Origin of the sequence: Sphingomonas sp. IW22, from assembly GCF_041321155.1 — a bacterium.
Taxonomy (GTDB): Bacteria; Pseudomonadota; Alphaproteobacteria; order Sphingomonadales; family Sphingomonadaceae; genus Sphingomonas.
The window spans coordinates 153740-179598 of record NZ_JBGGWB010000001.1 but is presented as its reverse complement, the minus strand read 5'-3'; the positions used below and the strand labels follow the sequence as shown (position 1 = coordinate 179598).

The window sequence follows — 25859 nt, the reverse complement described above, 5'->3', positions numbered from 1 at the left end:
GGCGGCATCGGGCGCGATAGACGGCCGCCAATGGCGAAAAACGGAATGACCACAATCAGCAGGCGGCGGCTGTTGGTCGGCGGCGGCGTCGGTCTGGGCGTGATCGTCGCCTGGGGCGCGTGGCCGCGCCGATTTCCGCCGCCCGCGCCGGTCCGGGAGGACGAACAGGGCTTTGGCGCGTGGATCCGGTTGGCGGAGAACGGCCGCCTGACCGTTTCTGTGCCGGTCGTCGAACACGGACAGGGCGTTTTCACGACACTGGCGCAGGTGGTGGCGGACGAATTGGGCGCCGACTGGCGCACGGTGGGCGTAGAGCCGGCAACCATCGGCCCCGCTCACGCCAACCCGCTTGCCGCGACCGAGCTGTTCGGCGGCGCCGATTCGCGGCTGCCCGCGCCACCCGCTTATCAGGGCGAGCGGCGCGCTCGCCTGATGCTGACGGGCGGGTCTGCATCGCTTCGCCAGTTCGAACTGCCGCTGCGCGAAGCGGCGGCCGCCACGCGGGCCTTGCTGATTTCGGCGGCGGCGGCCCGGTGGGGCGTGGACGAGCGGCAGTGCGTCACGCGCGAGGGCTTTGTTGTGTCGGGCGACCAGCGGCTGCGCTTTGGCGACCTGGCGGCGGACGCGGCGGCGTTCGAGCCGCCAAAGCGCCCCGTGCTGCGAAGCGATGAGGATAATCGCCTGTCGGGCACGTCGGTCACGCGGCTCGACACCCCGGCAAAGCTGGACGGCAGCGCCAATTTCGTCGCCGATATTCGCTTGCCCGGCATGGTGTTCGCCGCAATTCGGCAGGGGCCACTGGGCCGGACGCGGCTGATCAGTGCGGATGTCGCCGCCGCGGATGCGGTGCCGGGCGCGGTCCGCGTCGTCACCAACGACCGTTGGGTCGCTGCCGTCGCCACCGACAGCTTTGCCGCACGCCGGGCGCTGGATGCGATGCGCCCGCGTTTCGAGACACAATTTCCGCTGACCGACGCCAGCATCGACGCCGCGCTGTCCACCGCGCTGGCAAGCGAGGGTGCTCGCGTCGAGGCATTGGGGGAGCCGGATGCGCTGTTGAGCGGTGAGCGGCTGTTTCGCGCCCATTACCAGGCTGCGCCCGGCCTGCACGCCGCGATTGAGACGACGGCGGCGACCGGGGTGTATGAGGATGGGCGGCTGCGCTTGTGGCTGGCGACGTTGGCCCCGGCGGCGGCGCGTGCGGCGGCAGCGCGCGCGATCGGCGTGGGCGAGGACGCGGTTACTATCATCCCCATGCAGGCGGGTGGATCGTTCGGCGCAGGGCTGGACACGCGCGTCGCCGAACAGGCGGCGTTGCTGGCGCAACAACTGGGGCGCCCGGTGCAGCTTGGCTATAGCCGGGGTGAGGATTGCATCCGCGACCGATTTCGACCACCGGCCCGCGCGCGCATGACCGCACGGCTGGAGCGGGACGGGCGCGTCACCGCGTGGCACGCCGCCATTTCCGCCCCGGCGCTGGGGCGGGAACTGGCCGGGCACCTGATGGCAGGGGAAAGCGTGGCCGACCTGTCGCTGGCGCTATCGGGCCGGTCCGGCGATGCGGCGGCAGTGGCAGGCGCGGTGCCGCCCTATGGCATCCCGAATTGGGCGGTCGATCACCACGAGGCGGACATCGGAGCACCGGTCGGGCACCTGCGCGGCGGCGCGCATGGCTATACGACCTTTTTCGTCGAAAGCTTCATCGACGAACTGGCGCGGCGGGCCGAGTTTGACGCCAGCTATTTCCGCATCCGCATGCTGGGCCAGCAACCGCGTCTCGCCAATTGCCTGAACACCGTTGCGTCGCTGGGCGGCTGGCAGGGCGGCATCATGGGCAGCGGGCAGGGCATTGCCGCCCACAGCTTTCGCGGGTCGCACATCGCCGTGCTGGCCGAAGCGTCGGTGGAGGGCGGGCGTGTGCGATGTTCGCGGCTGGTAGCGGCGGTGGATTGCGGGCGCATCGTCCATCCCGACATCGTGCTGCAGCTGGTCGAAGGCGGACTGATCTTTGGCCTGGCTCAGGCGCTGGGCTGCTCGACCGGGTATAAGGACGGGGTTGCACAGGCGCGCACGCTTTCCGATCTGCGATTGCCCATGATGAATGACATTCCCGACATCACCGTCGAACTGATCCGCAGCGAGGCGGAGCCGGGTGGCGTGTCCGAGCTGGCGGTGCCGCCGGTCGCGCCCGCGATCGCCAACGCGGTCGCAGCGGTCGCGGGCCTTCGCCTGCGCCAACTGCCGCTCGATCCGGCGAACCCATGATGCAGCGTCCCGCCGACCATCCCGCGATCCCGACCCGCAAGGTTGGCGTCCTACTCATCAACCTGGGCACACCTGATGGTGCTGATACCAAGTCGGTGCGACGGTATCTGAAGGAGTTTCTGTCCGATCCGCGCGTCGTGGAAATCCCGCAGATCGTCTGGCAGCCGATCCTTCGCGGTGCGGTGCTGACCACAAGGCCGAAAAAATCGGCCCACGCCTATCAGCAGGTCTGGACCGATGACGGCTCCCCGCTGGCGGCGATTACGCGCGCGCAGGCGGCGGCGATGGAGGGCACCTTTGGTCCCGGCGTGATGGTCGATTACGCGATGCGGTACGGTAATCCGTCGATCGCCTCCCGGCTTCAGGCGCTAAAGGATGCCGGGTGCGAGCGCGTCTTGCTGGCGCCGCTTTACCCCCAATATTCGGGCGCTACGACTGCGACCGCCAATGACAAGGCGTTCGCGCACCTGGCAACGATGCGCTGGCAACCCGCGATTCGCACCCTGCCGCCCTATTATGACGATCCCGCCTATATCGCGGCGCTCAAGGTGTCGGTGGAAGCGGGGCTCGCGGTGCTGGATTTTGAGCCGGAGGTGCTGATCGCCAGTTTCCATGGCATGCCCCGGCGCACGCTGGAGTTGGGCGACCCCTATCACTGCCACTGCCAGAAGACCGCCCGCCTGCTGACCGAGGCGATCGGGCGACCGTTGACGATTTCCTTCCAGTCGCGCTTCGGCCCCGCCAAATGGCTGGGTCCCGCAACCGACGAGGTGCTGGTCGAACTCGCAAAGGCTGGAACACGACGCGTCGCCATCTTTGCACCCGGCTTTTCCGCCGACTGTCTTGAGACGCTGGAGGAACTGGCGATCCGCGGTCGTGAGAGCTTTGAGGAAGCGGGTGGGGAGCGTTTCGCCTATCTTCCGTGCCTTAACGACAGTGATGTCGGCAATGAAATGTTACGCGCGCTGATCGCCCGCGAACTTGCCGGGTGGATCGACCAAGGCTAGGCCGCGTTCGTTTGATGAGGGCCGAATGGCGGCCCCGTAAACGAACAGGAGAGATGCATGGCTCGCGTCGCGATCGTCACCGGGGGAACACGCGGAATCGGTGAGGCGATCAGCCTCGCGCTCAAGGAAGCGGGCGTGACCGTCGCCGCAAACTATGCCGGCAATGATGAACGGGCACAGGCGTTCACCGAGCGGACCGGCATCAAGTCGTACAAGTGGGACGTCGCCGATTATGACGCATGTCAGGCGGGTGCGGCTCAGGTTGCTTCGGAACTCGGCCCGGTCGACATTCTGGTCAACAACGCTGGCATCACGCGCGACGGCACCATCCTGAAAATGACCTACCAGATGTGGAAAGAGGTCATGGATACAAACCTCGGCGGTTGCTTTAACATGGCCAAGGCGGTGTTCCCGTCCATGCGCGAACGCAAATGGGGCCGCATCGTCAATATCGGCTCGATCAACGGCCAGGCTGGCCAATATGGTCAGGTCAACTACGCGGCGGCCAAGTCGGGCATTCACGGCTTTACCAAGGCACTGGCGCAGGAAGGCGCGCGTTTCGGCGTAACTGTCAATGCCATCGCGCCCGGCTATATCGACACCGACATGGTGGCGGCGGTGCCGGCCGACGTGCTGGAAAAGATCGTCGCCAAGGTGCCGGTCGGCCGATTGGGTCAGGCACAGGAAATCGCGCGCGGCGTGAAGTTCCTGTGCGCCGAGGATGCGGGCTTCGTCACCGGCTCGACGCTAAGCATCAACGGCGGCCAGCACATGTATTGATGGCGGTCGGGCCATCGGCCCGCCCCAAAATGTAGAAGGCCGGCCCCATCGGGACCGGCCTTCTTCCCTCGATACGCTACGCGAGGGACTCTCTCGTTACGCAACAGGAGAGAGATTGTCGGGATCAGCGGCGGCAATAGCCGGGACGGTCCGACCGATCGATCTCGCGGCCGGCCAGCGCGCCAACGCCACCGCCAATGATCGTGCCGAGCGTCCGGTCACCGCGACCCGCGATCTGGTTGCCGAGCAGGCCGCCGGCAATTGCGCCGACGATCGTGCCGCCATCGCCATCGTTGCAGCGCTCACGCGCCCGATTGCGGTAATAACGACGATCGTTACCATAATAGCGGCGGTCATTATACCCACGGCGGTCGCGATAACGCTGGCCGTGATAGCCCGGTTCATAGCCATAATAGCCCTGAGCCTGGGCGGGAGCCGTCGGCACGACGAGAGCGGTCGTTCCCATCGTCAGCGCCGCGGCAGCAAGCGTAAGCTGCTTGAACATGATCAGTCTCCTCGTGCCGTGTTCTATTCCAAATCGGCAACGAACGAATCACCCCTCGTCACCGTTGAAGCCGTTATGGGCGATTCGCATTGAGCCTTGCCTGAATGTCGCTGTTAGCATTCGTTCAGCTAATCCGGTGGTTGAGCCGGGACGCCGCGCCCGATAGGCCCGGCGCGTGCGTATCTCGATCTCAGTCCTGTTATGCCTTGCGCTGACGCCGACATATTCGGGGCCGGGGCGACTTGCGTTGCCGCGCGAGAACCAGGTGCGCGCGGTGCCGGTCCAACTGTTCCCTGACAATCCAGCACGCCGGCGCGTCGGGCGGCTGACCTATCTGGATGGCGTGGAGCTCGTCGAAAGCGGTACCGGGATTGGCGGCTATTCGGCAATGCGGGTTCAGGGCGATCGCTTCACCCTGCTGAGCGATGGCGGTAACCTGCTTCACTTTCGCTGGCGTGGCGGCACCCGGCTGTCCGATGCCGAATATTCGGTGCTGCCTGCAGGGCCGGGCAGGGGGTGGGAAAAGCGCGACCGCGACAGCGAATCGCTTGCGGTCGATCCGCGTAGCGGCGCCGTCTGGGTCGGGTTCGAGCGAAAAAATGAAATTTGGCGATATGACCCGTCATTTCATCACGCGACCGGGCACAGCAAGCCGGATGTGATGTCCAACTGGCAGAAAAACGGCGGGGCAGAAGCAATTGCCTTCATGCCCGAGCGCGGACTGGTGGTGTTGAGCGAGTCCACTCGTCCTCACCGGGCGCCTGGGCGGCAGGCGATCTATTTCCTGGGCGATCCGGTGGAAGCGCCATTGCGCGGCTTCACATTCGTCTATCACCCGCCACAGGGGATGCAGCCGACCGACGCGGTGGCTCTGGCCGATGGACGCTTGCTGGTGCTGAACCGAGGGCTCGACTTGCCCTTCGATTTTTCAGCCAGTCTGGTCTTGATCGAGCGGGACGCGATTCGCCCCGGTGCGGCGGTTCGCGGCGCCGTCATCGCGACTCTGAAAGCACCCGCGCTCCATGACAATTTCGAAGGGCTTGCCCTGACCAGCGAGGGCGGACGGCAGATCGTCTGGCTGTTGAGCGACAACAACCAATTCCCCCTCCAGCGCACACTGCTGCTGAAGTTCGCCCTGGAAATATGACGCACGAAAGGGCGCCGACCTATATGGGTCGACACCCTTTCAAAACGTGCAGTGCGCCGAAATCAGGCGGCGGCGTTGCCGGCCAGCTTCTTGGCGACTTCGCGCTTGAGGCGGCGAGCGCGCAGCGACAGGTCGGTCTCGCTGGTCTTGACCAGCCAGTTGTCCAGACCGCCGACATGCTCGACCGAACGCAGGCCGTGCGTCGAAACGCGCAGACGAACGCTCTTTTCAAGCGCTTCCGACATCAGCGTGACATTCTGCAGGTTGGGCAGGAAGGTCCGCTTGGTCTTGTTGTTGGCGTGCGACACATTGTGTCCCACCTGCCGGCCCTTGCCGGTCAGCTCGCAAATGCGCGACATGATGTTCAATCCTGAGTTCGGGTTGGCCCGGAAAGGCCGCGCCACTAGCCTGTTGGGGCAGGGCCGTCAACCACTGCCGCGCAACTCCCGTTGATCGCGGGCGTTGTTGCGGCGACGTTTCGGTTCTGAACAGGGGATTTCATATGCGGACGCTTCTTGCCATCCTTGGTGTGGTCGTGCTGGTGGTCGTGGTGCTCATGTCGCTTGGCATGCTCAGCATCGATCAGACCCGCCCCGCCGTCGTGCAGGCACCTGAATTCGAAGCCGATGTCGGCCGCATCGAGCTGGGCACCACCAACAAGACGGTTGAGGTGCCGACGCTGGAAGTCGAAAAGGTGCGCGAACCGCGACAGTAACAGGGGCCTGCCATTCACCCTCCATTTCGTATGCCGCCGCAGATGCGGGCCGCGCTCGATGCGGCAGCTGCGGCGGCGCACAGGGATGAAGTGCCCGTGGGCGCCGTGGTGGCGATTGGCGATCGCATCGTGGCCATGGGCGGCAATGCGCCGCGTGCAACTTGTGATCCGACGGCCCACGCAGAGATCGTGGCGATTCGCGCCGCAGCGGCGGCGCTGGGGCGGGAGCGGCTGGAGGATTGCGACTTGTGGGTGACGCTGGAGCCTTGCGCCATGTGTGCTGGCGCGATCGCTCATGCGCGAATCCGGCGGCTCTATTATGGCGCTGACGATCCAAAGGGGGGGGCGGTGGCGCATGGACCGCGCCTGTTCGGACAGCCGACCTGTCACCATCGGCCCGAAATCTATCCCGGCATCGGGGATGGGGAGGCGGCGGCGCTGCTGCGCGACTTCTTCGCCAGGCGTCGCTAGCGAATCGGGGGGCGGTCTTGTGACCGCTCCCCGTCCAAGGATCAGCGCAGATCGTCCTGCGTGATCGGGACCAGCTTGATCTCGACGCGGCGATTCTCGGCGCGGCCCTCTTCAGTGTCGTTCGAAGCCGCCGGTTGGGTCTCGCCATAGCCGCGCGTGCCAAGGCGTGCCGACTGGACGCCGCGGCTGGTCAGATAATCCGCGACAGCGCTTGCGCGGCGTTCGGACAGGCCTTGATTATACGCGTCCGACCCGACCGAATCGGTATGGCCGTAAACATCGACATAGGTCTGGTCATAACGCCGCAGCGTGTCCGACACCTGGTCCAGCGTTTGGCGGAATTGCGGGCGGATGGCGGTGCTGTCGAAATCAAAGGTGATCCCCGACGGCATGTCCAGCACCAGCTCGTCACCCTGACGCACGACATCGATGCCCGTCCCCGCAGTGCGTTCGCGCAGCTCGCGTTCCTGACGATCCATATAAGTGCCGATGCCCGCGCCGGCGAGCGCGCCAATGCCTGCGCCCACGATCTTTTCGGTCCGGTCGCGGCGCCCACCGACGATATCGCCCAGCAGATAGCCGCCGAATGCGCCGCCAAGGCCGCCAATCGCCGCCTTTGAAATGCGCCGTTCGCCGGTGACCGGATCGGTGACGCAGGCGCTGGTGACGCCCAGCGCGGCGATGGCAGTTGCGATACCCAGCCGCTTGCCAAGTCGCATAATGATAACTCCTGTTTCTTGTTGTTGGTCCCTGTGGCCGGTGCAACCCGTCCAGCGGCGGGTTGTTCCGCCAGCGCACTGAACCGGGAATGAGCGGGCGGCGTGCATATCGGCGGTTGTGCGATACGGGCAATCTGCCCTATGGCGAATTACAAGCCCGCAATGGACCCGCTCCCACCCTTTCCCTGGATCGACTGCGTCATCATTCTGGCGCTGATCGCTCTCAACGGCGTTTTCGCGATGAGCGAGCTTGCGCTGGTGTCGGCGCGTCGCGCCCGGTTGGAGGCGCTGGCCCGAGCGGGCAAGACGGGCGCCGCGACCGCGATGAAGCTGGCGGAAAACCCGGGCAAGTTCCTGTCGGCGGTACAGATCGGCATCACCCTGATCGGCATTCTGAACGGCGCCTATTCGGGGTCCAGCCTTGGCGTGCCCACGGCTGAACGGATCGAGGCACTGGGCGTTGGTGCCGAGCTTGCGGAAACGCTGGGCTTTGCCATCGTCATCGGCATCACGACCTATTTGTCGTTGATCGTCGGCGAGCTGGTGCCGAAGCAGTTCGCGCTGCGGTCGCCCGAAGTCATATCGTCGTGGATCGCCATTCCGATGCGCGGCATCTCGACCGTGGCGGCGCCACTGGTCTGGCTGCTCGATTCAACGACGGGACTGGTGTTCAAGCTGTTGCGGCTGAGCCGTGAGGCCGAGAATCGCGTGACGGCGGAGGAGCTTCACCTGATCGCGACCGAAGCAGCTCGCTCGGGCGTGATCGAGGAGCATGAACGCTCGATCATTTCCGGGGTGGTGCGGCTGGCCGACCGCCCGGTGCGCGAAATCATGACGCCGCGAACCGATGTCGACTGGCTGGACGTGTCGCTCCCCGAGGAAGCGATTCTGGATACGCTGCGCGCAACCGATCACACGCGCCTGCCCGTGGCGGATGGTTCGATCGACGCCGTGATCGGCGTCGTTCAGGCACGCGATGTCGTCGTCGCGCTGATCGAGGGGCGCGCAATCGACCTGCGGGCGTTGGCAAAGCAGGCGCCGGTGCTGCCCGATCAGGTGGATGCGATGGATGCGCTGACGCTGCTTCGCGGTGCAAAGGTGCCGATGGGCTTCGTCCACGATGAATATGGCCATTTCGAAGGAATCGTGACCCCGGCCAACCTGTTGGCAGCGATTGCCGGCGATGCGACGGGCGCGGACGACCTGACCGACGACCGCGTCGTCGTGCGCGACGATGGCTCGCTATTGGTATCGGGCCAGATGGCAGCTGATTCGCTGGCGGAGCGTATCGGCATCGAACTGCCCGAGGATCGCGATTATGCGACTGTGGCGGGCCTTGCGCTGGCGGTGCTGAAGCATCTGCCGACCGAGGGTGAGAGCTTTATCGAGCAGGGCTGGCGGTTCGAGATCGTCGATATGGACGGGCGCAAGATCGACAAATTGTGGGTGAACGAACTGGACTGACATGCAACCGCCGCGCCCCTGCGGGGTTCGTGGCAATGATGCGTGTCGCCCTTGCCCTGACCCTCGCCCTGTGCGCCGCCGGTTGCGCGACGCCGATCCCGCCCTTGCCGCCCGGTGCCGATCCAGCGGCGCGGCCTGAGCGCACGCCCGACATCTATTACGAGCCAAGCCCGCGCGAAGTCGTCACGGCGATGCTAACGCTGGCTGAGGTCGACAGCCGCGACACGGTGTTCGACCTGGGTTCCGGCGATGGCCGCATCCCGATCGCCGCCGCCCGCGACTTTGGCGCACGGGGCGTCGGTATCGAGCTTGATCCACGACTCGTCGCCGTGGCGCGCGCCAATGCGGAACAGGCGGGGGTTGGCGAGCGTGTGCGGTTTGAGGAAGGCGATATCTTCAAGGCCGACCTGCGCTCCGCAACGGTCGTTACGCTATTCCTGCATCCCGGCATCAACCGTCGGCTGATGCCCAAGCTGCGCGCCGAACTGGCGCCCGGATCGCGGATCATCAGCCACTACCACGCAATGCGCGGCTGGCCCCCCGCGCGGAAAATACGCTCACGGGGGCGACCGGTCTATCTGTGGATCGTCCCGCCGCGTCAGCCGGTCAGCGGGTAACGCTCCACCGCGGCATAGCTGGCACCCTCGCTGCCCAAATGGCTTTCGAACAGGATCATGGCATCGACCTCGAACGGAGCACTGCACAGCGCCGCGTGATCGCCCAGCCAGCGATCGACCGGCCCGGCTCCGCGTCCGAAACGGGCGAGCGTTATGTGGGGCAGGTAAGCGCGCCTTTCAGAAGGGAGGCCAGCGCGCACAACGGCCTGATCGACCTTGCGGTGCAGGCGCGCGATCTCGTCATGCGGCCGAACGCCCGCCCAGACGGCGTTGACGCGTCCGCGCGCGTCAAAGCTGCCGACGCCCTCGATCCGCAGCGACAACGGGGGAAAGGCGACCGTCGCCAGGGCGTGAGCCACATCTTCGCCCACGCGGCGGTCGACTTCGCCAATGAAACGCAGCGTGATGTGAAGCTGATCGTCGCTTTGCCACCGGGCGCCCGCAATGCCGCTCATCGCGGCGCTAAGGCGCTCCCTGACGGCGCGCGGGGGACGAAGGCCGACGAACAGGCGGTGCATGACGGCAATTTGGCCCCATTGGCCGCGATGTGCAATGTAACGAACTGTGTCTGATTCTCCGGCGCTGCCGGTTTTGCTTGAAACCGGGGGCCTTGGTCACGATATTTCGGACATCCGGCACGGGCCGGGCAAAGGAGTTTAAGATGGCTAATTGGTCGGATCCCCGGACCGCTTCGTCCGCTCCCTACGCCACGCGCGCAGGTACGCGCGGCGCGGCGTATGATGCGGGGCTGCGGTCCTATATGCTCTCGGTTTACAACTACATGGCGTCGGGCGTGCTGCTGACGGGCATCGTCGCCCTGCTGTTCGCTTCGTCTGGCATGGCGGAAGCTGTGTTCGGCACGCCGCTGCGCTGGGTTATCGCGCTGGCGCCGCTTGGGTTCGTGATGGTGTTGAGCTTTGGCATCAACAAGCTGTCGACGGGCGCGGCGCAGGCGATCTTCTGGGCGTTTTCGGCGGTCATGGGCCTGTCGATGTCGTCGATCTTCCTCGTCTACACGGGCGCGTCGATCGCGATCACTTTCTTCGCAACGGCGGTCGCGTTCCTGTCGCTCAGCCTTTACGGTTACACGACCAAGCGTAACCTGTCGGGTCTCGGCACGTTCCTGATCATGGGCGTTGTCGGCCTGATCGTCGCTTCGCTGCTGAACCTGTGGTTCCAGTCGCCGGTGATGAACATGGTCATCAGTGCGATTGGTGTGCTGCTGTTCGCGGGCCTGACCGCTTATGATACCCAGCGTATCAAGAGCATGTATGACTGGGTCGCAGGCACCGATATGATGGGCAAGGTCGTGATCATGGGCGCGCTGTCGCTGTATCTCGACTTCGTGAACATGTTCCAGTTCTTGCTGTCGTTCATGGGCAGCCGCGACTGATCCTTTCGCCATTCGCGAAACGGTTGAGAAGGCTCGGCGGGCAACCGCCGGGCCTTTTTTATATGGGCGGAACGCCGGGTTGGGGGCGCTCGTTAACGCTGTCGAAGGAGAGCAATAATGAGCGACCAAGATCTTCCCATCGCCGACGAAGCGAAGGACGGCCTGTCCGTGGCGCCGCCCAATCCCGACGACTCGCATGAGGATGAGGCCGTCGATATCGGATCAGAGGACTCGATGGACGCGTCCGATCCCCCCTCTACCTCGGCCCCCGGTTCACAGCGCGATGCCGATCAGGCCAAGGAAATCAGCCGTCAGCAGGACGCCTGAGCTGTGACTTCAGCCCGGCCGGCGTTTCGGCGCCGGCTGTGGTTGGAGCCGATCGAGGTTGATCCCCTCACTGAACTGCAACCCCGCCTGACCGTCATGGGTCCAGCGTATTTCAGCCTCGAACAGCTGGCCCTCGATCAGCTCGATCGTTAGGCGTGTGCCGATCATGGTATCGGGAAAGTCGACGCCGTCGATCATCGCGCCCATCGTCGACAGGTTGCGGACCCGCACTTCCCCCGAGTAATCCCCCGCTTGCACCCGCGCCCAGCGTAGCGTCCGGATGCGTGGCGCCCGGCTGACGCGTACGCCCTCTGGAATCGCACGGCCTGTTGAGGCGAGCGCGCTTGCGTCTGTCACGGGCATGGGCCGTCCATAGACATAACCTTGGATGTGGCTGCACCCCAGTCGCGCGACCAGCGCAATCTCGTCCTGCACCTCCACACCCTCGGCGGTGGTTTCCATCCCCAGCGTGGTTGCCAGTGACACGATGGCCTGAATGATCGCCGCGTTGCGATTACCCGTGACGGCGGCGCCGCGCACGAAGCTCTGGTCGATCTTGATCTTGTCGAACGGCGCCTTGCGCAAATAGCCGAGCGAGGAATAGCCTGTGCCGAAATCGTCCAGCGCCAGCCGCACACCCAGCCGCTTCAGCGCCGCGAACATCGCTTCCGACTCGGCATCTTCGTTCAGAAAGACGCTTTCGGTAATCTCAAGCTCAAGCCGCGCCGGGGACAGTCCGCTTGACGCCAGCGCCGACGCGACGATGGCGGGCAGGCGCGAATTGGCGAACTGAATCGGGGAGACATTGACCGCGACGCGGATGCCAGCCGGCCATTTGGCGGCATCGGTCGTGGCCGTTCGCAGCACCCATTCGCCGATCTGTTCGATCATGCCACATTCTTCGGCGATTGGCACGAAATCGCCGGGCGATACCGCCCCGCGCACGGGGTGCGTCCAGCGGGCGAGTGCCTCGAAGCCGACGATCTTTTCGTCGCTGGTGGATACGACCGGCTGATAGGCGACGTGAAGTTCGCCGCGAGCAAGCGCGCCGCGCAGATCGTCCTCCAGCGCCTTTCGGTGCCGGGCACCCGCCAGCATGTCCTCATGATAGAACCGGTGGGTTCCGCGGCCGTCAGCCTTGGCCGCATATAGCGCCAGGTCTGCGCTGCGGATCAGCGTTTCGGAATCATGGCCGTCCCCTGGTGCCAGCGCGATGCCGACCGATGCGCCGATGGTGACCGTCGTCCCGGCCAGAAAATAGGGCTGGGACAGCGATGCGATAATCGAACGCGCCAGTTCGATCAGCGATGGCCGGTCGCGCGGATCGGGAACGATTACCTCGAACTCGTCGCCGCCAAGCCGCCCGACAAGCCCGCTGTCGCCGACGCACCGCAGCAGGCGGTCGGCCACCTGCTTCAACAGCGCGTCGCCGACCTGATGGCCGAGCGTATCGTTCACCGCCTTGAACCGGTCGAGGTCGAGCAGCAACAGGGCGACGTGGCGCCATCCATTGTGCGAATAGGCCAGCGTCTGATCCAGCGACAGCCGCATCCGCTGACGATTGGCAAGTCCGGTCAGCGCGTCGAACAGGGCGAGGCGGGTGATTTCCGCCTCTGCCCGGCGTTTTTCGGTCAGGTCGCTACCGGTGCCGGTGAACCCTTGAAACTGTCCCAGCGGGTCCAGGCGCGGGCGCCCGGAAACGGTCCAGGAACGCGTCCCGTCGCCTTCACCCGATTGCAGCGAATAATCGGAAAAGGATGTGCGCGAGGTAAAGTGGAATGCCAGCGTGCGTTCGGTATCTTCGCCATCGGACGCCAGCCGGAACAGCGCTGTGAACGGACGGCCCAGCGCGCCATCGGCGCCCAGCATACCGTCGACCTTTTCGGACAGATAGGTCAGGTTGCCGTTGCGATCGGTTTCCCAAAACCAGCCGCTGCCATGCTCTTCCGTCTCTCTCACCAGCCGAAGCGCGATGCTGGCAGCGGAGTCGATGTCCTGCACCGGGCCTTCGCCGGGGCGAATCAGGTCCCGTACGCGGTCGAATGATGTTTTGAGGTCCAGTTTGCCCACCACATCTGCTTACGATTGATAAGATTATCAAAAGGTTTCCAGTCGCACCGGACTTGGCCAGTCGGGCGCGGCATCTTATGGCAGGCGCATTCCTGTGATCCATGTGAAGCGAGGCCATGACCGTCACCATTCGCGCAACCGATCTGATCGACAGCGTCGCCGACGCGCTTCAGTTCATCAGCTATTTCCACCCGATGGACTATATCCGCGCGTTGGGTGACGCCTATGCCGCCGAACAGTCGCCCGCGGCCAAGGACGCGATCGCGCAGATCCTGACCAACAGCCGCATGTGTGCTGAGGGGCATCGCCCGATCTGTCAGGACACCGGCATCGTCAACGTGTTCGTCAAATGGGGCATGGATTGCCGCCTAGACGACACCCGCCGGTCCTTGCAGGAGGTGGTGGATGAGGGCGTTCGCCGCGCTTACCTCCACCCTGAAAACCGGCTGCGCGCGTCGGTCCTGGCTGACCCGGCCTTCACCCGGCGCAACACGCGCGACAACACGCCGTCGGTGCTGCACGTGGAAATGGTGCCGGGCGCTACGGTTTCGATCGACGTCGCGGCCAAGGGCGGCGGCAGCGAGAACAAGTCCAAGTTCAAGATGATGAACCCGTCGGATTCAATCGTCGACTGGGTGGTCGAGATGCTGCCGCAAATGGGCGCGGGCTGGTGCCCGCCGGGGATGTTGGGCATCGGCATCGGCGGCACGGCGGAACATTGCGTGCTGTTGGCGAAGAAGGCGCTGATGGAGCCAATCGACATGGCCCAGCTGAAGCTGCGCGGCCCGTCGAACGATATCGAGAAGCTGCGGATCGACATTTTCGACCGGGTGAACGCGCTGGGCATCGGCGCGCAGGGGCTGGGCGGCCTGTCCACCATCCTCGACGTTAAGATCATGGACGCGCCGTGTCATGCCGCGGGCAAGCCGGTGGCGATGATCCCCAATTGCGCCGCGACGCGCCACGCGCACTTCACGCTGGACGGGTCCGGGCCGAGCTATCTGGAGGCGCCCGATCTGAACGCATGGCCCAAGGTCGACTGGCAGCCCGATCCCGCGGCGATCCGCGTCGACCTCGACACGCTGACGCCGGAGGTGGTGCAGGGCTGGAAGCAGGGCGATCGCCTGCTGTTGAACGGCAAGATGCTGACCGGCCGCGACGCCGCGCACAAGCGGATCAAGGATATGCTGGAAGCGGGTCAGGAACTGCCGGTCGAGTTCAAGGGTCGCGTGATCTATTATGTCGGCCCCGTCGATCCGGTGGGCGAGGAAGTGGTCGGGCCCGCCGGTCCCACCACCGCCACGCGCATGGACAAGTTCACGCGCATGATGCTGGAACAGGGCTTGCTGGCCATGGTCGGCAAGGCAGAGCGCGGCCCCGCCGCCACCGACGCGATCCGCGACCACAAGTCCGCCTATCTGATGGCGGTCGGCGGCGCAGCCTATCTGGTGGCGCGCGCAATCAAGGGGTCGAAAGTCGTCGGGTTCGAGGATCTGGGCATGGAGGCGATTTACGAGTTCGAGGTGAAGGACTTCCCCGTCACCGTCGCTGTCGATGCAGAGGGCAACAACGTTCACCAGCTGGCGCCACTGGTCTGGCGTGAGCGGATCGCCAAGGAAGGTCTGCTCGAAAGCGCTTGATCTAAGGCAAAGGGCGGAACGGCCCCGCGCGCAATCGGTTCATCGTCGCATCTCCCCAGAGCAAAGAGGTGCGACGATGACCGAAACGATCGACATGGTTCACGAGGACGCGCTGCCCGGCCACGAATCGAAACTCGATCCCAAGCCCGAGTGGCAGCCGCGCTATCCCGGTTCGGGCCGGTTGAAGGGCAAGGTGGCGATCGTCACCGGCGCCGACAGCGGCATCGGTCGCGCGGTCGCGGCGCTTTATGCGCGGGAAGGGGCCGATGTGGCGATCCTGTACCTGTGCGAACATGACGATGCCGAGGAAACGGCGCGCATTGTCCGCGAGGAGGGCGCGCGCGCCATCAACATCGCGGGCGACGTCGGCGACAAGGCGTTCTGCGAGCAGGCGGTTGCCCGCGTCGTGCAGGAATTCGGCCGGGTCGACATTCTGGTCAACAATGCCGGTGAACAGCACCCCGACACCGACATTGTCGACATCACCGAAGAACAGCTGCGCCGCACGTTCCAGACCAACATCTTCGGCATGTTCTTCATGGTTCAGGCCGCGGTGCCGCATATGAAAGCGGATTCGGCGATCGTGAACTGTACGTCGGTGACGATGTATCAGGGGTCTAAGGAACTGCTCGACTATTCCTCGACAAAGGGTGCGATCACGGCATTTACCCGCAGCCTGTCGGAAAACCTGATCGAAAAGGGCATCCGGGTGAACGCCGTCGCACCGGGGCCGATCTGGACGCCGCTCAACCCGTTCGGCGGCGCGACCGAGGAAAAGCTCAAGAGCTTTGGCGAAAGCACGCCGATGGGCCGCCCCGGCCAGCCGAACGAGGTGGCCCCGTCCTTCCTGTTTCTGGCGTGCGACGACTCCAGCTATATGTCGGGTCAGGTGCTGCACCCCAATGGCGGCATCGTCATCAATGGCTGACGCAGGCCGTCCGACCCGCTAGGGGAGGGCGATGCCAGTTTCACAAGCCGATATCGACCTCGCCCACCGTCTTGCCGATGCGGCGGGCGAGGTCATTCGACCCTATTTTCGCGGCGCCTTTGGCCTTGAGACCAAGGGCGATCAGTCCCCGGTGACGCTCGCCGATCAGGAGGCGGAGGCGGCGATGCGCCGCTTGCTCGACGCCGAACGATCCGGCGATGGCATCGTGGGCGAGGAATATGGCGAAAAGCCCGGTGTCACGGGGCGGCAGTGGATCCTGGACCCGATCGACGGCACGCGCAGCTTCACCGTCGGCCGCGCCATTTTCGGCACGCTGATTGCGCTGGTCGAGGATGGCTGGCCCGTGCTGGGCATCATCGACCAGCCGGTGCAGCGCGAACGATGGGTCGGTGTTGTGGGGCGGGACACGTTGTTCAACGGGCGGCCTGCACGCACGCGAGCCTGCCCCACGCTTGAAGGGGCGATCGTTGCCACCACCAGCCCGCATCTGTTCGCCGATGGCGACGTGCCGCATTTCATGTCGCTGATCCATGCGGTGTCAAAGGGCGCGCCGCGTCAGGGCCCGGTTTATGGCGGCGACTGTTACAATTACGGCCTGCTCGCCAGCGGGCATCTGGACATCGTGTGCGAATCGGGGCTGAAGCTCTATGACTTCGCTGCGCTGGTGCCTGTGGTGGAGGGCGCGGGCGGTCGCATGTGCGACTGGAACGGCGACCCCCTGACCGCCGCCAGCGAGGGGCATGTGCTGGCCATCGGCGACGCCGCGCGCGCCGACGACGTGCTGGAAGCACTGCATGCGATTGGCGATCACGACCATCATCACCACTGATCTTGCGTTTCGCCGCGACTGCGGCTAACGCGCGCAACTTCCACGATCGTTTTGACGAACCGCCTGGCCAGTGTGGGCTGCCATGGCAGTTCAGGATCGTCGACCTGAAGGAGACGAAAATGCCCAAGATGAAGACCAAGAGCGGTGTGAAGAAGCGCTTCAAGTTCACCGCAACGGGCAAGGTGAAGCACGGCGTCGCCGGCAAGCGCCACCGCCTGATGTCGCACAACGCGAAGTATATTCGCCAGAACCGTGGCACCAGCGTGCTGTCGGATTCGGATGCCGGTCACGTGCGCCTCTGGGCGCCCTATGGCCTCAAGTAAGGGAGGGCATAAGACATGGCACGAGTAAAGCGTGGTACGACCACGAAGGCCAAGCATAAGCGGATTTTGGATCAGGCGAAGGGCTTTTACGGCCGTCGCAAGAACACCATCCGCATCGCGCGTCAGGCAGTCGAAAAGGCTGGCCAGTACGCCTATCGCGACCGTAAGGTTAAGAAGCGCACGTTCCGCGGCCTGTGGATCCAGCGCATCAACGCCGGCGTCCGCGCCGAAGGTCTGACCTATTCGCAGTTCATGCACGGGCTGAAGCTCGCTGGCATCGAACTGGATCGGAAGGTTCTGGCCGACATCGCGATGCACGAAGGCGAAGCCTTTTCGGCAATCATCGCCCAGGCGAAGGCTGCGCTGCCCCAGGCAGCATAAGTCTTTCAGCCGAAGCTGATAAAAAAAGGGCGCCGGTCTTTCGATCGGCGCCCTTTTTCTTGTTTAGTTGTTTAGCGGCACTGCACGTTGTCGCGGTCGATGGCTTCACCTGCCGCCGCGCCCGCTGCACCACCAAGTAGCGCGCCGAGCAGACCCGAACCGCCGGGGCGGAGTGCCGTACCCAGCACGCCGCCCGCCAGGCCGCCGACGATCAGGCCGGTCGTGCCATCCGAGCGGCGGCAATAATAACGGCCGTCCTGCCCGGCATAAACGCGGTCGTTGCGCGACAGGCGGCGCGGCTGATAGCGCGGATCGTCGCGGTAATAGCGGTCGGCATAGTAGCCGCCGTACGACGGATCGGGCCGGTTATAGTCATAGTTCGAATAGCCGAGGCCGCCGCCGCCCAGGCCATAGCCGTTGGAGCAGCCGCCAACCATCGCGGCGCTTCCCAACGTCATCGCGCCCAGAACGATCTTGATTCCGCGCATCGTGCATCTCCTCCTGTTGATGCATCTGGAATGCGGGACGGGGCGATTGGTTGCGGGAAAAGCGACGGGAGCGCAACGATCGCGTTGAAGCGGTGACGTGTGCGGTGCATGAACGGCGGGACATGAACGCACCTGACACCGCCGCCGCCGCCAGTGCCGCCGACCTTCGCGGGCGGTCCTTTCGCTATTTCGACTTTGTGATGGCGGCGTTCGTCGTCGTGCTGGTGCTGTCGAATGTGATCGGCGCGGCCAAGCTGTCGGAGCTGGGCGGTTTCGTGTTCGGCGCGGGCATCCTCTTTTTCCCGGTCAGCTATGTCATCGGCGACGTGCTGACAGAGGTGTATGGCTATGCTCGCGCGCGCCGGTGCATCTGGGCGGGGTTCGGCGCGCTGATCTTTCTCGCACTGATGTCCTGGGTTGTCGTCAGCTTGCCGCCTGCGAACGGCTGGAGCGGGCAGGCCGCTTACGAGACCGTGTTCGGACAGGTGTGGCGAATCGTGATCGCGTCGATCACGGCTTTCTGGGCCGGAGAGTTCGTCAACAGCTTCGTATTGGCGCGGATGAAGATCCTGACGGCCGGACGCCATTTGTGGAGCCGCACCATCGGATCGACCGTGGTCGGGCAGGCGGTGGACAGCCTGTTATTCTATCCGATCGCGTTCCTGGGCATCTGGACGACCGAACAGGTGCTGACCGTCATGGTCACCAACTGGGCGATGAAGGTTGCCTGGGAAGTGGTGCTGACGCCCGTTACCTATGCCGTGGTCGGCGGGCTGAAGCGGGCGGAGGGGGTCGATATCTTTGATCGGGATACCGACTTCACCCCGTTCCGTACGCAGGTGTGAGGCAGCGCCGCGTCAGGCGACGGCGGCGACCAGCCCTTCGAACAGTCGGCGACCGTCGTTGCCGCCATGCGCGCCTTCGACCCGGCGTTCCGGGTGCGGCATCATGCCCAGCACGTTGCCACCCTCGTTCAGCAGCCCGGCAATACCGCGCGCCGACCCGTTGATATCCTCGGCATAGCGGAACGCGACCCGGCCCTCGCCCTCGATCCGGTCGAGCGTGGCGTCGTCGGCGAAATAATTGCCGTCATGATGTGCGACGGGCACCGAGATTGTCTCACCGGCCTGATAGCCCCGCGTGAACAGCGACTGGTTATTTCCCACCGTCAACGGCACGTCGCGGCAAACGAAGTTCAGCCCCTTGTTCCGCATCAGTGCACCCGGCAGCAGACCGATCTCGGTCAGGATCTGGAAACCGTTGCAGATGCCGATGACCGGCACGCCGCGCCCGGCCGCATCAACGACCGCGCGCACCACCGGAGACCGCGCCGCAATCGCGCCGCAGCGCAGATAGTCGCCGTAAGAAAAGCCGCCCGGCAGCGCGATCAGGCCGGTGCCGTCGGGCAGGTCGCTTTCGCCATGCCAGACCATCGCCGGCTTTTGCCCGGTCACCTGTTCCAGTGCGACGGCCACGTCGCGGTCGCAGTTGGAGCCAGGAAAGACGATGACCGCCGATTTCATGCCGCGCGCTCGACCCGGTAGTTTTCGATGACAGTGTTGGCCAACAGCTTTTCGCACATGTCCTTGACCGCTTCGTCGCTGGTGCCGTCCGCGACATCCAGTTCGAAAATCTTGCCGGCACGCACATCCGCCACGCCGTCAAAGCCGAGCGAGCCGAGCGCGTGCTGAATGGCCTTGCCCTGCGGATCGAGCACGCCGGGCTTGAGGGTCACGACGACGCGAAGTTTCATGGGGTTCAGGTCCATCACGGTAATTCGGAATGGCGCCGCTATGGCGTGTCGCGCGCGCGGTCGCAAGCCGTCTGACGCGGCTTGTGCCGAAGCACCTGTAAGCAGCGCGGTCACGGAAGACGCGCGACTCGCTTGACGATGCTCGTCGTTCGTGTTCTGTTCGGCGCGAGGGAGAGCGACGATGGCTACTGAATTGACGCTTTACACCAACCCCATGTCCCGCGGGCAGATTGCCCGGTGGATGATCCACGAAACCGGGTTGCCGCATGATGTCGTGCTGCTGGCCTATGGCGCGGGTATGAAGGCTGACGATTTTCTGGCCATCAACCCGATGGGGAAAGTGCCCGCGATCGTCCATCGGGGGCAGGTGGTGACAGAGTGTGCAGCGATCTGCGCCTATCTGGCGGATGCCACGCCGGACCGCAAACTGGCGCCGCCGACGGACCGCCGCGCGGATTATTATCGCTGGCTGTTCTTTGCCGCGGGTCCGGTGGAACAGGCGGTCATCACGCGCGCAATGGGCTTTGACGTGCCGCAGGACAAGCAGGCGATGGTCGGGTTCGGCAACTATGATCAGACCGTCAGTGTTCTGGAGAAGTGGCTGGCGGGGCGGGATTATGTTGCCGCCGATCATTTTACTGCAGCGGATGTGTATGTGGGCGCACAAGTGATCTGGGGCACGCAGTTCGGCACATTGCCGAGCCTTCCTGCCTTTGAGCGTTACGCTGCGCGGCTGATCGAACGTCCTGCATACCGCGCTGCGAAGTCGATCGATGATGCTTTGATTGCGGAAATAAACGCAAAAACAACGACCTGATCGGCATCGGCGGCGTAATCCAGCGATTTTGAAACAGGCGCTTGAATCGACCGGCAAGCCTGCTATACGGCCCGCCTCGCCAACGGGGTTCGCTCCGGTTGTCGTCGGTCGGGGAATAGCTCAGCCTGGTAGAGCACCACGTTCGGGACGTGGGGGCCGGAGGTTCGAATCCTCTTTCCCCGACCATTTAATCCCGCAAAGCAGGTCTGATAGGCACGCCGCGGTGTGCGGTCATTGCCGTCGGCACCAGCGCGCGACCGGTCCTGAAACTCTCACTCTTCGGCGGTGCTGAACCAGGCTACGTAGCACCCGACGGCGTGCTTTCGCCCACGCCTTTGACCTAGAAATTCGCGAGCCACACCTCGCCAGCGCGGCTGCATCGCAGCAAGCATGGCATGCCTACGCGTGACCCCAAATAGGGTGTTCGCCGTGCTGCAACGTCCTGCACGGTATCGCTGCTAAAAAAACCCGCTATATCAATGCAATATTCGCATTAGTGATTTTCGCCATATCCGTAATCCCCGCATTTCCTAAGCATATGCCAAACGCCGGTTGATGGTGGATGGCTGGCAAAAACGCTGACATCGGCGCATCTTACAAACAGGCGTCAGTCGTTCATTGCGTTGGCCGCCCGGTGAGCAAAGCCTCGAGTTTCAAGGCATTGTATCGGCGGCGAGGGGAAAGGCTGGGTACGGGGGGTGGGTGGTTCGGTATCGCCGGACGCTTCGGTTCTTCCGATCAGGGATATGGCGCTCTTTGTCGCGAACGCGACCGATCGTGCTGTGTTCATGGTCTCCTGCGAGGGATTGGTCACTTACTGGAACGTCGGTGCCGAAGCCGTTTACGGCTACGTTGCTGATGCGGTCATTGGTCGCCCCCTGGCCGCCCTGTGGCTGTTCGCGTCGATGGACGAAACTGCGATTTGTCACGAACAGCATCAGGTGGCGGAAGGCGGCGTTCTGCGGCGCGAAAGCTGGTGCACCCGCTGCGACGGTTCGGAATGGCTTGGTGAGATCACCGTCGTTCCACTGCGCATGAGCGACGGTTCGATTCGCGGATATGGCTATAGCGCGATCGACATCACCAGACGCCGCGCCGCCGAAGAGCGGCTGGAGCAGAGCGAGGACCATATGCGGTCCGTGCTCGCCACCATTCCCGACGCCATGGTCGTGATCGACGAGCGCGGCACAATCCTGTCGTTCAGCGCCGCGGCGGAGCGGATGTTCGGTTATACCGAAGCGGAAATGCTGGGGGCCAACGTAAACCGGCTGATGCCGCCGGAGAATCGTGCCGCGCATGTCGGCGCAATCCACCGATATCTGCAAACGGGCGAGCGGCGGATCATCGGCATCGGGCGGATCGTGGTCGGGCAACGGCGCGACGGGTCGACCTTCCCCATCGAGGCGGCTGTAGGGGAAGCGATCGGGCGCGGGGGGCGGATCTTCACGGGATTTCTGCGCGACCTGTCCAACGAACGCCGTGCCGAACTTCGCCTGAAGGAATTGCAGGCGGAACTGATTCACGTCTCTCGCCTCAGCGCGATGGGCACCATGGCCTCGACCCTCGCGCATGAACTAAACCAGCCGCTGACCGCCGTCGCCAATTACATGGAGGCGGCCCGTGATCTACTCGACGGGGAAGAGGCGGAACGGGAGTTGATCCGCGACGCACTGATCGAAGCATCCGGAGAAGTGCTGCGGGCGGGCACGATCGTGCGCCGCCTGCGCGAGTTCGTCGCGCGCGGCGAGACGCAACAGCGTGCGGAGGATCTGCCGGCATTGATCCGCGATGCAATGCGGCTGGGCCTGATCGGTGCCCGCGAACGCGGGGTGCACAGCTTTACCCAATTCGACCCCACCGCTTCGCGGGTGCTGGCCGACCGCATTCAGGTGCAGCAGGTGATCGTGAATTTGCTGCGAAACGCCGTCGATGCGGTTCAGGAATGCGCGGTGCGCGACGTCACCGTCAGCACCGAGCGTGACGGCGACCGGATCCTGATATCGGTCACCGATACCGGGCCGGGCCTGGATCCCGCCATGGCGGATCGGCTGTTTCAGGCGTTCACGACCAGCAAGGAAGGCGGGATGGGCCTGGGCCTGTCGATATGCCGGACCATCGTTGAAGCGCATGGCGGAAGAATATGGGTCGTGTCGGGTAAGCCGGGGCGCACCCGCTTCACGTTCTGCCTGAAAGCGGCCGATCAAGAGGGGGAGGGGGCACATGAATAGTCGTCGTGTCGTTCATCTTGTGGACGACGAGGAGGCTATCCGGAAATCTGCCGGGTTCCTGTTGCGTGCCGCCGGATATGAAGTCGTAGCCTACGAGTCCGGGCCCCATTTTCTGGAGGCGGTGATCGACGCGCGGCCGGGAGTGGTGCTGCTGGACGTGCGTATGCCCGAGATTGGCGGACTTGAGGTTCAGCGGCTGATGAATGAGGGCGGGATTGCGCTGCCCGTCATTGCGCTGACCGGCCATGGCGATGTGCCCATCGCGGTCCAGGCGATGAAGCAGGGCGCGATCGACTTTCTGGAAAAGCCTTTTGAAAAAGCGCAGTTGCTTCGATCTCTTGACGTGGCGTTCGATGAACTCGCGAAACGCCGCTCCCTCGTGGACGCTGCAAAGGATGCGGCGACGAGGCTTGCAGCGTTGACCCCGCGAGAGCAGGAGGTGCTGAACGGGCTTGTCCGCGGCCTGCCGAACAAGGCGATCGCCTATGACTTGGGCATCTCGCCGCGCACGGTGGAGGTGCACCGCGCCAATCTGATGTTCAAGCTCGATGCGCGAAGCCTTCCCGAAGTGCTGCGACTGGTCTTTGTTGCGGGGGAAGTTCCCCTATCCGGTGAATTGCGAATTTCTAAGGCGACGCAGCGGCAATAGCGTTGGGGCATGGAGCATTCGCGATCACGGCCGCTTGCACTGATCGTTGAGGATGACGACGCTGTGCGACGGTCGTTGCACCTGCTGCTTCGATCGATCGACTATGATGTCCGCGCCTATGCGACGGCCGCCCGACTGCTGGCCAGTCAGCCGCTCCGCGCGGCGCGGGTGCTGCTGGCAGATTATCGGCTGCCCGACGACGATGGGATCGAAGTGCTGCGCCGTCTTCGCACCATCGGCTGGCGGGGGCGCGCCTTTCTGCTGACTGGATTCGCAACGCCGGAGCTGTTCGAGAGAGCGTCTGATTGCGGCTATGAAGCGACGCTGGAAAAGCCGATCCGCCCATGCGAATTGATCCGCCTGTTACGATATTAGCACTGCGGCGACCCGCTTTTCCGGTTCCGGCGTCACGACGTGCGTCAGTGCTTTGGCAACGGCGCTTTTCGGTGCTATCGGCCGCGCGACCATGAGCACCCCACAGTCCAAGATCCGCAACTTTTCGATCATCGCGCATATCGACCATGGCAAGTCCACGCTTGCCGACCGTCTGATCCAGCGCACCGGCGGCCTGACCGAACGCGAAATGTCGGCACAGGTGCTCGACAATATGGATATCGAAAAGGAGCGCGGCATCACCATCAAGGCGCAGACCGTGCGCCTGGAATGGAAGGGCCATGTCCTGAACCTGATGGACACGCCGGGCCATGTCGACTTCGCTTATGAAGTCTCGCGCTCGCTGGCGGCATGCGAAGGCGCGCTGCTGGTCGTCGATGCCGCGCAGGGCGTCGAGGCGCAGACGCTGGCCAACGTCTATCAATCGATCGAGCATGACCATGAAATCGTGCCCGTCATCAACAAGATCGACCTGCCCGCTGCCGAGCCGGAAAAGGTGCGCGCAGAAATCGAGGATGTGATCGGCCTAGACGCATCGGGCGCCGTGCTGGCCAGTGCAAAGTCGGGCATCGGCATCGACGAGATCCTCGACGCGGTGGTCGAGCGTATTCCCGCGCCCAAGGGCGACCCGGACGCGCCGCTCAAGGCGATGCTGGTCGATAGCTGGTATGACCCGTATCTGGGCGTCGTCATCCTGGTTCGGGTGATGGACGGCACCCTGAAAAAGGGTCAGCAGATCAAGTTCATGCAGGCCGGCACGGTCCATCTGGTTGATCGCGTCGGCTGCTTCCGCCCCAAGATCGAGCAGCTTGCTGATCTTGGCCCCGGTGAAATCGGGTTCATCACGGCGCAGATCAAGGAAGTGGCGCAGACCGCTGTCGGCGACACCATCACCGATGCCAAGAAACCTGCTGCAGAAGCGTTGCCGGGCTTTAAGGAAGTGCAGTCGGTGGTGTTCTGCGGCCTTTTTCCGGTGGACGCCAATGACTTCGAAAAGCTGCGCGAGTCGATCTCCAAGCTGCGGCTGAACGACGCAAGCTTCTCGTTCGAGATGGAAACATCGGCGGCGCTGGGCTTTGGTTTCCGCTGCGGCTTTTTGGGCCTGCTGCATCTTGAGATCATTCAGGAGCGGCTGACGCGCGAATATGATCTCGACCTGATCACCACCGCGCCGTCGGTCGTGTATCAGATCGAGTTGACGCATGGCGGCGGCCATATCGAGCTGCACAATCCGGCTGACATGCCCGATCCTACCCGGATTGAAACGATTGCCGAGCCGTGGATCGAAGCGACCATCTATGTTCCCGATGAATATCTGGGGCCGATCCTGAAGCTGTGCCAGGACCGGCGCGGTATTCAGAAGGATCTGACCTATGTCGGCGGGCGTGCTCAGGTGAAGTACGAGCTGCCGCTCAACGAGGTGGTGTTCGATTTCTATGACCGGCTGAAGTCGATCAGCCGTGGCTATGCCAGCTTCGACTATGAACAGATCGGCTATCGCGAGGGTGACCTCGTAAAAATGTCGGTGCTGGTCAACAATGAGCCGGTCGACGCGCTGTCGATGATCGTCCACCGCTCGACCGCCGAAAGTCGTGGGCGCGGCATGTGCGAGCGGCTGAAGGACCTGATCCCCCGCCACTTGTTCAAGATCCCCATTCAGGCCGCAATCGGTGGCAAGGTGATCGCGCGTGAGACGATTGCCGCGCTTCGCAAGGACGTTACCGCCAAATGCTATGGCGGCGACATCAGTCGTAAGCGCAAGCTTCTGGACAAGCAGAAGGAAGGCAAGAAGCGGATGCGCGAATATGGGTCCGTTCAGATCCCGCAGGAAGCCTTCATCGCCGCGCTTCGCATGGGTGAGGAATAATCCATCGCATATTGCAACGCAGCGGAACCCTCCGCCGCGTGGCGCGTCGGGTCATTGACGCG

General features: G+C 64.0%; 29 protein-coding genes and 1 tRNA gene. 22 read left to right on the top strand and 8 right to left on the bottom strand.

All coding sequences use genetic code 11. From position 1 onward, the window contains the following. The first annotated feature begins 45 nt into the window (after positions 1 to 45). From ACAX61_RS00895 to phbB, 3 genes are read left to right on the top strand one after another with little or no spacing between them, the layout of a single operon-like run. Complete coding sequence (locus tag ACAX61_RS00895) at positions 46 to 2265, top strand: molybdopterin cofactor-binding domain-containing protein (protein ID WP_370712948.1); 2220 nt, start codon at positions 46 to 48, stop codon at positions 2263 to 2265. After that, positions 2265 to 3272: a ferrochelatase gene (gene hemH / locus ACAX61_RS00890; protein WP_370714865.1), complete on the top strand. Its 1008-nt coding sequence runs from the start codon at positions 2265 to 2267 to the stop codon at positions 3270 to 3272. The genes ACAX61_RS00895 and hemH overlap by 1 nt, the downstream gene beginning before the upstream one ends. Before the next feature lie 57 nt (positions 3273 to 3329). Continuing rightward, positions 3330 to 4052 carry an acetoacetyl-CoA reductase gene (phbB, locus tag ACAX61_RS00885; RefSeq protein ID WP_370712947.1) on the top strand — a complete coding sequence of 241 codons (723 nt, stop codon included), beginning with the start codon at positions 3330 to 3332 and terminating at the stop codon, positions 4050 to 4052. A gap of 124 nt (positions 4053 to 4176) precedes the next feature. Here phbB and ACAX61_RS00880 read toward each other — a convergent pair whose 3' ends face one another. Further along, positions 4177 to 4557, bottom strand: coding sequence for a glycine zipper 2TM domain-containing protein (locus tag ACAX61_RS00880; RefSeq protein ID WP_370712946.1), 381 nt, complete (start codon positions 4555 to 4557; stop codon positions 4177 to 4179). 175 nt (positions 4558 to 4732) lie between these two features. Between ACAX61_RS00880 and ACAX61_RS00875 the strand changes: the two genes are divergently transcribed. Next, on the top strand, positions 4733 to 5704 hold the full coding sequence (locus ACAX61_RS00875) for an esterase-like activity of phytase family protein (RefSeq protein ID WP_370712945.1): 972 nt from the start codon (positions 4733 to 4735) through the stop codon (positions 5702 to 5704). A gap of 62 nt (positions 5705 to 5766) precedes the next feature. Here the strand turns inward: ACAX61_RS00875 and rpmB are convergent, their stop codons facing one another. Then, complete coding sequence (rpmB, locus tag ACAX61_RS00870) at positions 5767 to 6063, bottom strand: 50S ribosomal protein L28 (RefSeq protein WP_370712944.1); 297 nt, start codon at positions 6061 to 6063, stop codon at positions 5767 to 5769. 143 nt (positions 6064 to 6206) lie between these two features. On the opposite strand from rpmB, the gene ACAX61_RS00865 reads away from it, so the two are divergent. Continuing rightward, positions 6207 to 6419, top strand: a complete 213-nt coding sequence (locus tag ACAX61_RS00865) for a hypothetical protein (protein ID WP_370712943.1) — start codon at positions 6207 to 6209, stop codon at positions 6417 to 6419. Positions 6420 to 6461: 42 nt separating this feature from the next. Next, positions 6462 to 6890 carry a nucleoside deaminase gene (locus ACAX61_RS00860; protein WP_370712942.1) on the top strand — a complete coding sequence of 143 codons (429 nt, stop codon included), beginning with the start codon at positions 6462 to 6464 and terminating at the stop codon, positions 6888 to 6890. 41 nt (positions 6891 to 6931) lie between these two features. Here the strand turns inward: ACAX61_RS00860 and ACAX61_RS00855 are convergent, their stop codons facing one another. Next, positions 6932 to 7609, bottom strand: coding sequence for a YiaD family glycine zipper/OmpA-like lipoprotein (locus tag ACAX61_RS00855; RefSeq protein WP_370712941.1), 678 nt, complete (start codon positions 7607 to 7609; stop codon positions 6932 to 6934). 162 nt (positions 7610 to 7771) lie between these two features. On the opposite strand from ACAX61_RS00855, the gene ACAX61_RS00850 reads away from it, so the two are divergent. Together ACAX61_RS00850 and ACAX61_RS00845 are read left to right on the top strand one after the other, a co-directional pair. After that, complete coding sequence (locus ACAX61_RS00850) at positions 7772 to 9073, top strand: hemolysin family protein (RefSeq protein ID WP_370714864.1); 1302 nt, start codon at positions 7772 to 7774, stop codon at positions 9071 to 9073. 35 nt (positions 9074 to 9108) lie between these two features. Beyond that, positions 9109 to 9690 carry an SAM-dependent methyltransferase gene (locus ACAX61_RS00845; RefSeq protein ID WP_370712940.1) on the top strand — a complete coding sequence of 194 codons (582 nt, stop codon included), beginning with the start codon at positions 9109 to 9111 and terminating at the stop codon, positions 9688 to 9690. Here the strand turns inward: ACAX61_RS00845 and thpR are convergent. Further along, positions 9672 to 10208 (bottom strand): RNA 2',3'-cyclic phosphodiesterase, encoded by a 537-nt coding sequence (gene thpR, locus ACAX61_RS00840; RefSeq protein ID WP_370712939.1) that lies wholly within the window; start codon positions 10206 to 10208, stop codon positions 9672 to 9674. The genes ACAX61_RS00845 and thpR overlap by 19 nt on opposite strands. A gap of 143 nt (positions 10209 to 10351) precedes the next feature. Here thpR and ACAX61_RS00835 point away from each other — a divergent pair, with 143 nt between their 5' ends. Next, positions 10352 to 11083: a Bax inhibitor-1/YccA family protein gene (locus tag ACAX61_RS00835; protein WP_370712938.1), complete on the top strand. Its 732-nt coding sequence runs from the start codon at positions 10352 to 10354 to the stop codon at positions 11081 to 11083. Between the two features lie 117 nt (positions 11084 to 11200). Then, on the top strand, positions 11201 to 11410 hold the full coding sequence (locus ACAX61_RS00830) for a hypothetical protein (protein WP_370712937.1): 210 nt from the start codon (positions 11201 to 11203) through the stop codon (positions 11408 to 11410). A 9-nt stretch (positions 11411 to 11419) separates the two neighbouring features. On the opposite strand, the gene ACAX61_RS00825 is transcribed toward ACAX61_RS00830, so the two are convergent. Then, the gene (locus tag ACAX61_RS00825) at positions 11420 to 13480 is read right to left on the bottom strand and encodes a putative bifunctional diguanylate cyclase/phosphodiesterase (protein WP_370712936.1); all 2061 of its coding nucleotides are present in this window, start codon (positions 13478 to 13480) and stop codon (positions 11420 to 11422) included. Between the two features lie 116 nt (positions 13481 to 13596). Between ACAX61_RS00825 and ACAX61_RS00820 the strand changes: the two genes are divergently transcribed. The 5 genes from ACAX61_RS00820 (at position 13597) to rplT (ending at position 17602) form a co-directional block, all read left to right on the top strand. Beyond that, entirely contained in the window at positions 13597 to 15120 is a 1524-nt protein-coding gene (locus ACAX61_RS00820; RefSeq protein WP_370712935.1) for a fumarate hydratase, read from the top strand. A gap of 76 nt (positions 15121 to 15196) precedes the next feature. Continuing rightward, on the top strand, positions 15197 to 16048 hold the full coding sequence (locus ACAX61_RS00815; protein WP_370712934.1) for a glucose 1-dehydrogenase: 852 nt from the start codon (positions 15197 to 15199) through the stop codon (positions 16046 to 16048). A gap of 31 nt (positions 16049 to 16079) precedes the next feature. Next, a complete protein-coding gene (locus ACAX61_RS00810) occupies positions 16080 to 16898 on the top strand; it encodes an inositol monophosphatase family protein (RefSeq protein ID WP_370712933.1) in 819 nt (272 codons plus the stop codon). A gap of 119 nt (positions 16899 to 17017) precedes the next feature. Next, complete coding sequence (rpmI, locus tag ACAX61_RS00805; protein WP_370714863.1) at positions 17018 to 17221, top strand: 50S ribosomal protein L35; 204 nt, start codon at positions 17018 to 17020, stop codon at positions 17219 to 17221. Positions 17222 to 17236: 15 nt separating this feature from the next. Continuing rightward, complete coding sequence (gene rplT / locus ACAX61_RS00800; protein WP_370712932.1) at positions 17237 to 17602, top strand: 50S ribosomal protein L20; 366 nt, start codon at positions 17237 to 17239, stop codon at positions 17600 to 17602. A gap of 71 nt (positions 17603 to 17673) precedes the next feature. Here rplT and ACAX61_RS00795 read toward each other — a convergent pair whose 3' ends face one another. Beyond that, on the bottom strand, positions 17674 to 18090 hold the full coding sequence (locus ACAX61_RS00795) for a hypothetical protein (protein WP_370712931.1): 417 nt from the start codon (positions 18088 to 18090) through the stop codon (positions 17674 to 17676). Between the two features lie 122 nt (positions 18091 to 18212). Between ACAX61_RS00795 and ACAX61_RS00790 the strand changes: the two genes are divergently transcribed. Further along, entirely contained in the window at positions 18213 to 18935 is a 723-nt protein-coding gene (locus tag ACAX61_RS00790) for a queuosine precursor transporter (RefSeq protein WP_370712930.1), read from the top strand. A gap of 12 nt (positions 18936 to 18947) precedes the next feature. Here ACAX61_RS00790 and purQ read toward each other — a convergent pair whose 3' ends face one another. Together purQ and purS are read right to left on the bottom strand one after the other, a co-directional pair. Further along, positions 18948 to 19613, bottom strand: a complete 666-nt coding sequence (gene purQ, locus ACAX61_RS00785) for a phosphoribosylformylglycinamidine synthase subunit PurQ (protein WP_370712929.1) — start codon at positions 19611 to 19613, stop codon at positions 18948 to 18950. After that, positions 19610 to 19843, bottom strand: a complete 234-nt coding sequence (purS, locus tag ACAX61_RS00780; RefSeq protein WP_370712928.1) for a phosphoribosylformylglycinamidine synthase subunit PurS — start codon at positions 19841 to 19843, stop codon at positions 19610 to 19612. The genes purQ and purS overlap by 4 nt, the downstream gene beginning before the upstream one ends. A gap of 181 nt (positions 19844 to 20024) precedes the next feature. Here purS and ACAX61_RS00775 point away from each other — a divergent pair, with 181 nt between their 5' ends. The 6 genes from ACAX61_RS00775 to lepA all read left to right on the top strand — a co-directional run bounded on the left by ACAX61_RS00775 (position 20025) and on the right by lepA (position 25797). Then, positions 20025 to 20660, top strand: coding sequence for a glutathione S-transferase family protein (locus tag ACAX61_RS00775; protein ID WP_370712927.1), 636 nt, complete (start codon positions 20025 to 20027; stop codon positions 20658 to 20660). A 109-nt stretch (positions 20661 to 20769) separates the two neighbouring features. Then, positions 20770 to 20846, top strand: a tRNA-Pro gene (locus ACAX61_RS00770). A gap of 560 nt (positions 20847 to 21406) precedes the next feature. Continuing rightward, positions 21407 to 22888: a PAS domain-containing sensor histidine kinase gene (locus ACAX61_RS00765; protein WP_370712926.1), complete on the top strand. Its 1482-nt coding sequence runs from the start codon at positions 21407 to 21409 to the stop codon at positions 22886 to 22888. Beyond that, a complete protein-coding gene (locus tag ACAX61_RS00760; RefSeq protein WP_370712925.1) occupies positions 22881 to 23537 on the top strand; it encodes a response regulator transcription factor in 657 nt (218 codons plus the stop codon). Before ACAX61_RS00765 ends, ACAX61_RS00760 begins: the two co-directional genes overlap by 8 nt. Positions 23538 to 23546: 9 nt before the next feature. Next, complete coding sequence (locus tag ACAX61_RS00755) at positions 23547 to 23912, top strand: response regulator (protein ID WP_370712924.1); 366 nt, start codon at positions 23547 to 23549, stop codon at positions 23910 to 23912. Positions 23913 to 24003: 91 nt separating this feature from the next. Continuing rightward, positions 24004 to 25797 (top strand): translation elongation factor 4, encoded by a 1794-nt coding sequence (gene lepA / locus ACAX61_RS00750; RefSeq protein WP_370712923.1) that lies wholly within the window; start codon positions 24004 to 24006, stop codon positions 25795 to 25797. Positions 25798 to 25859 lie beyond the last annotated feature (62 nt).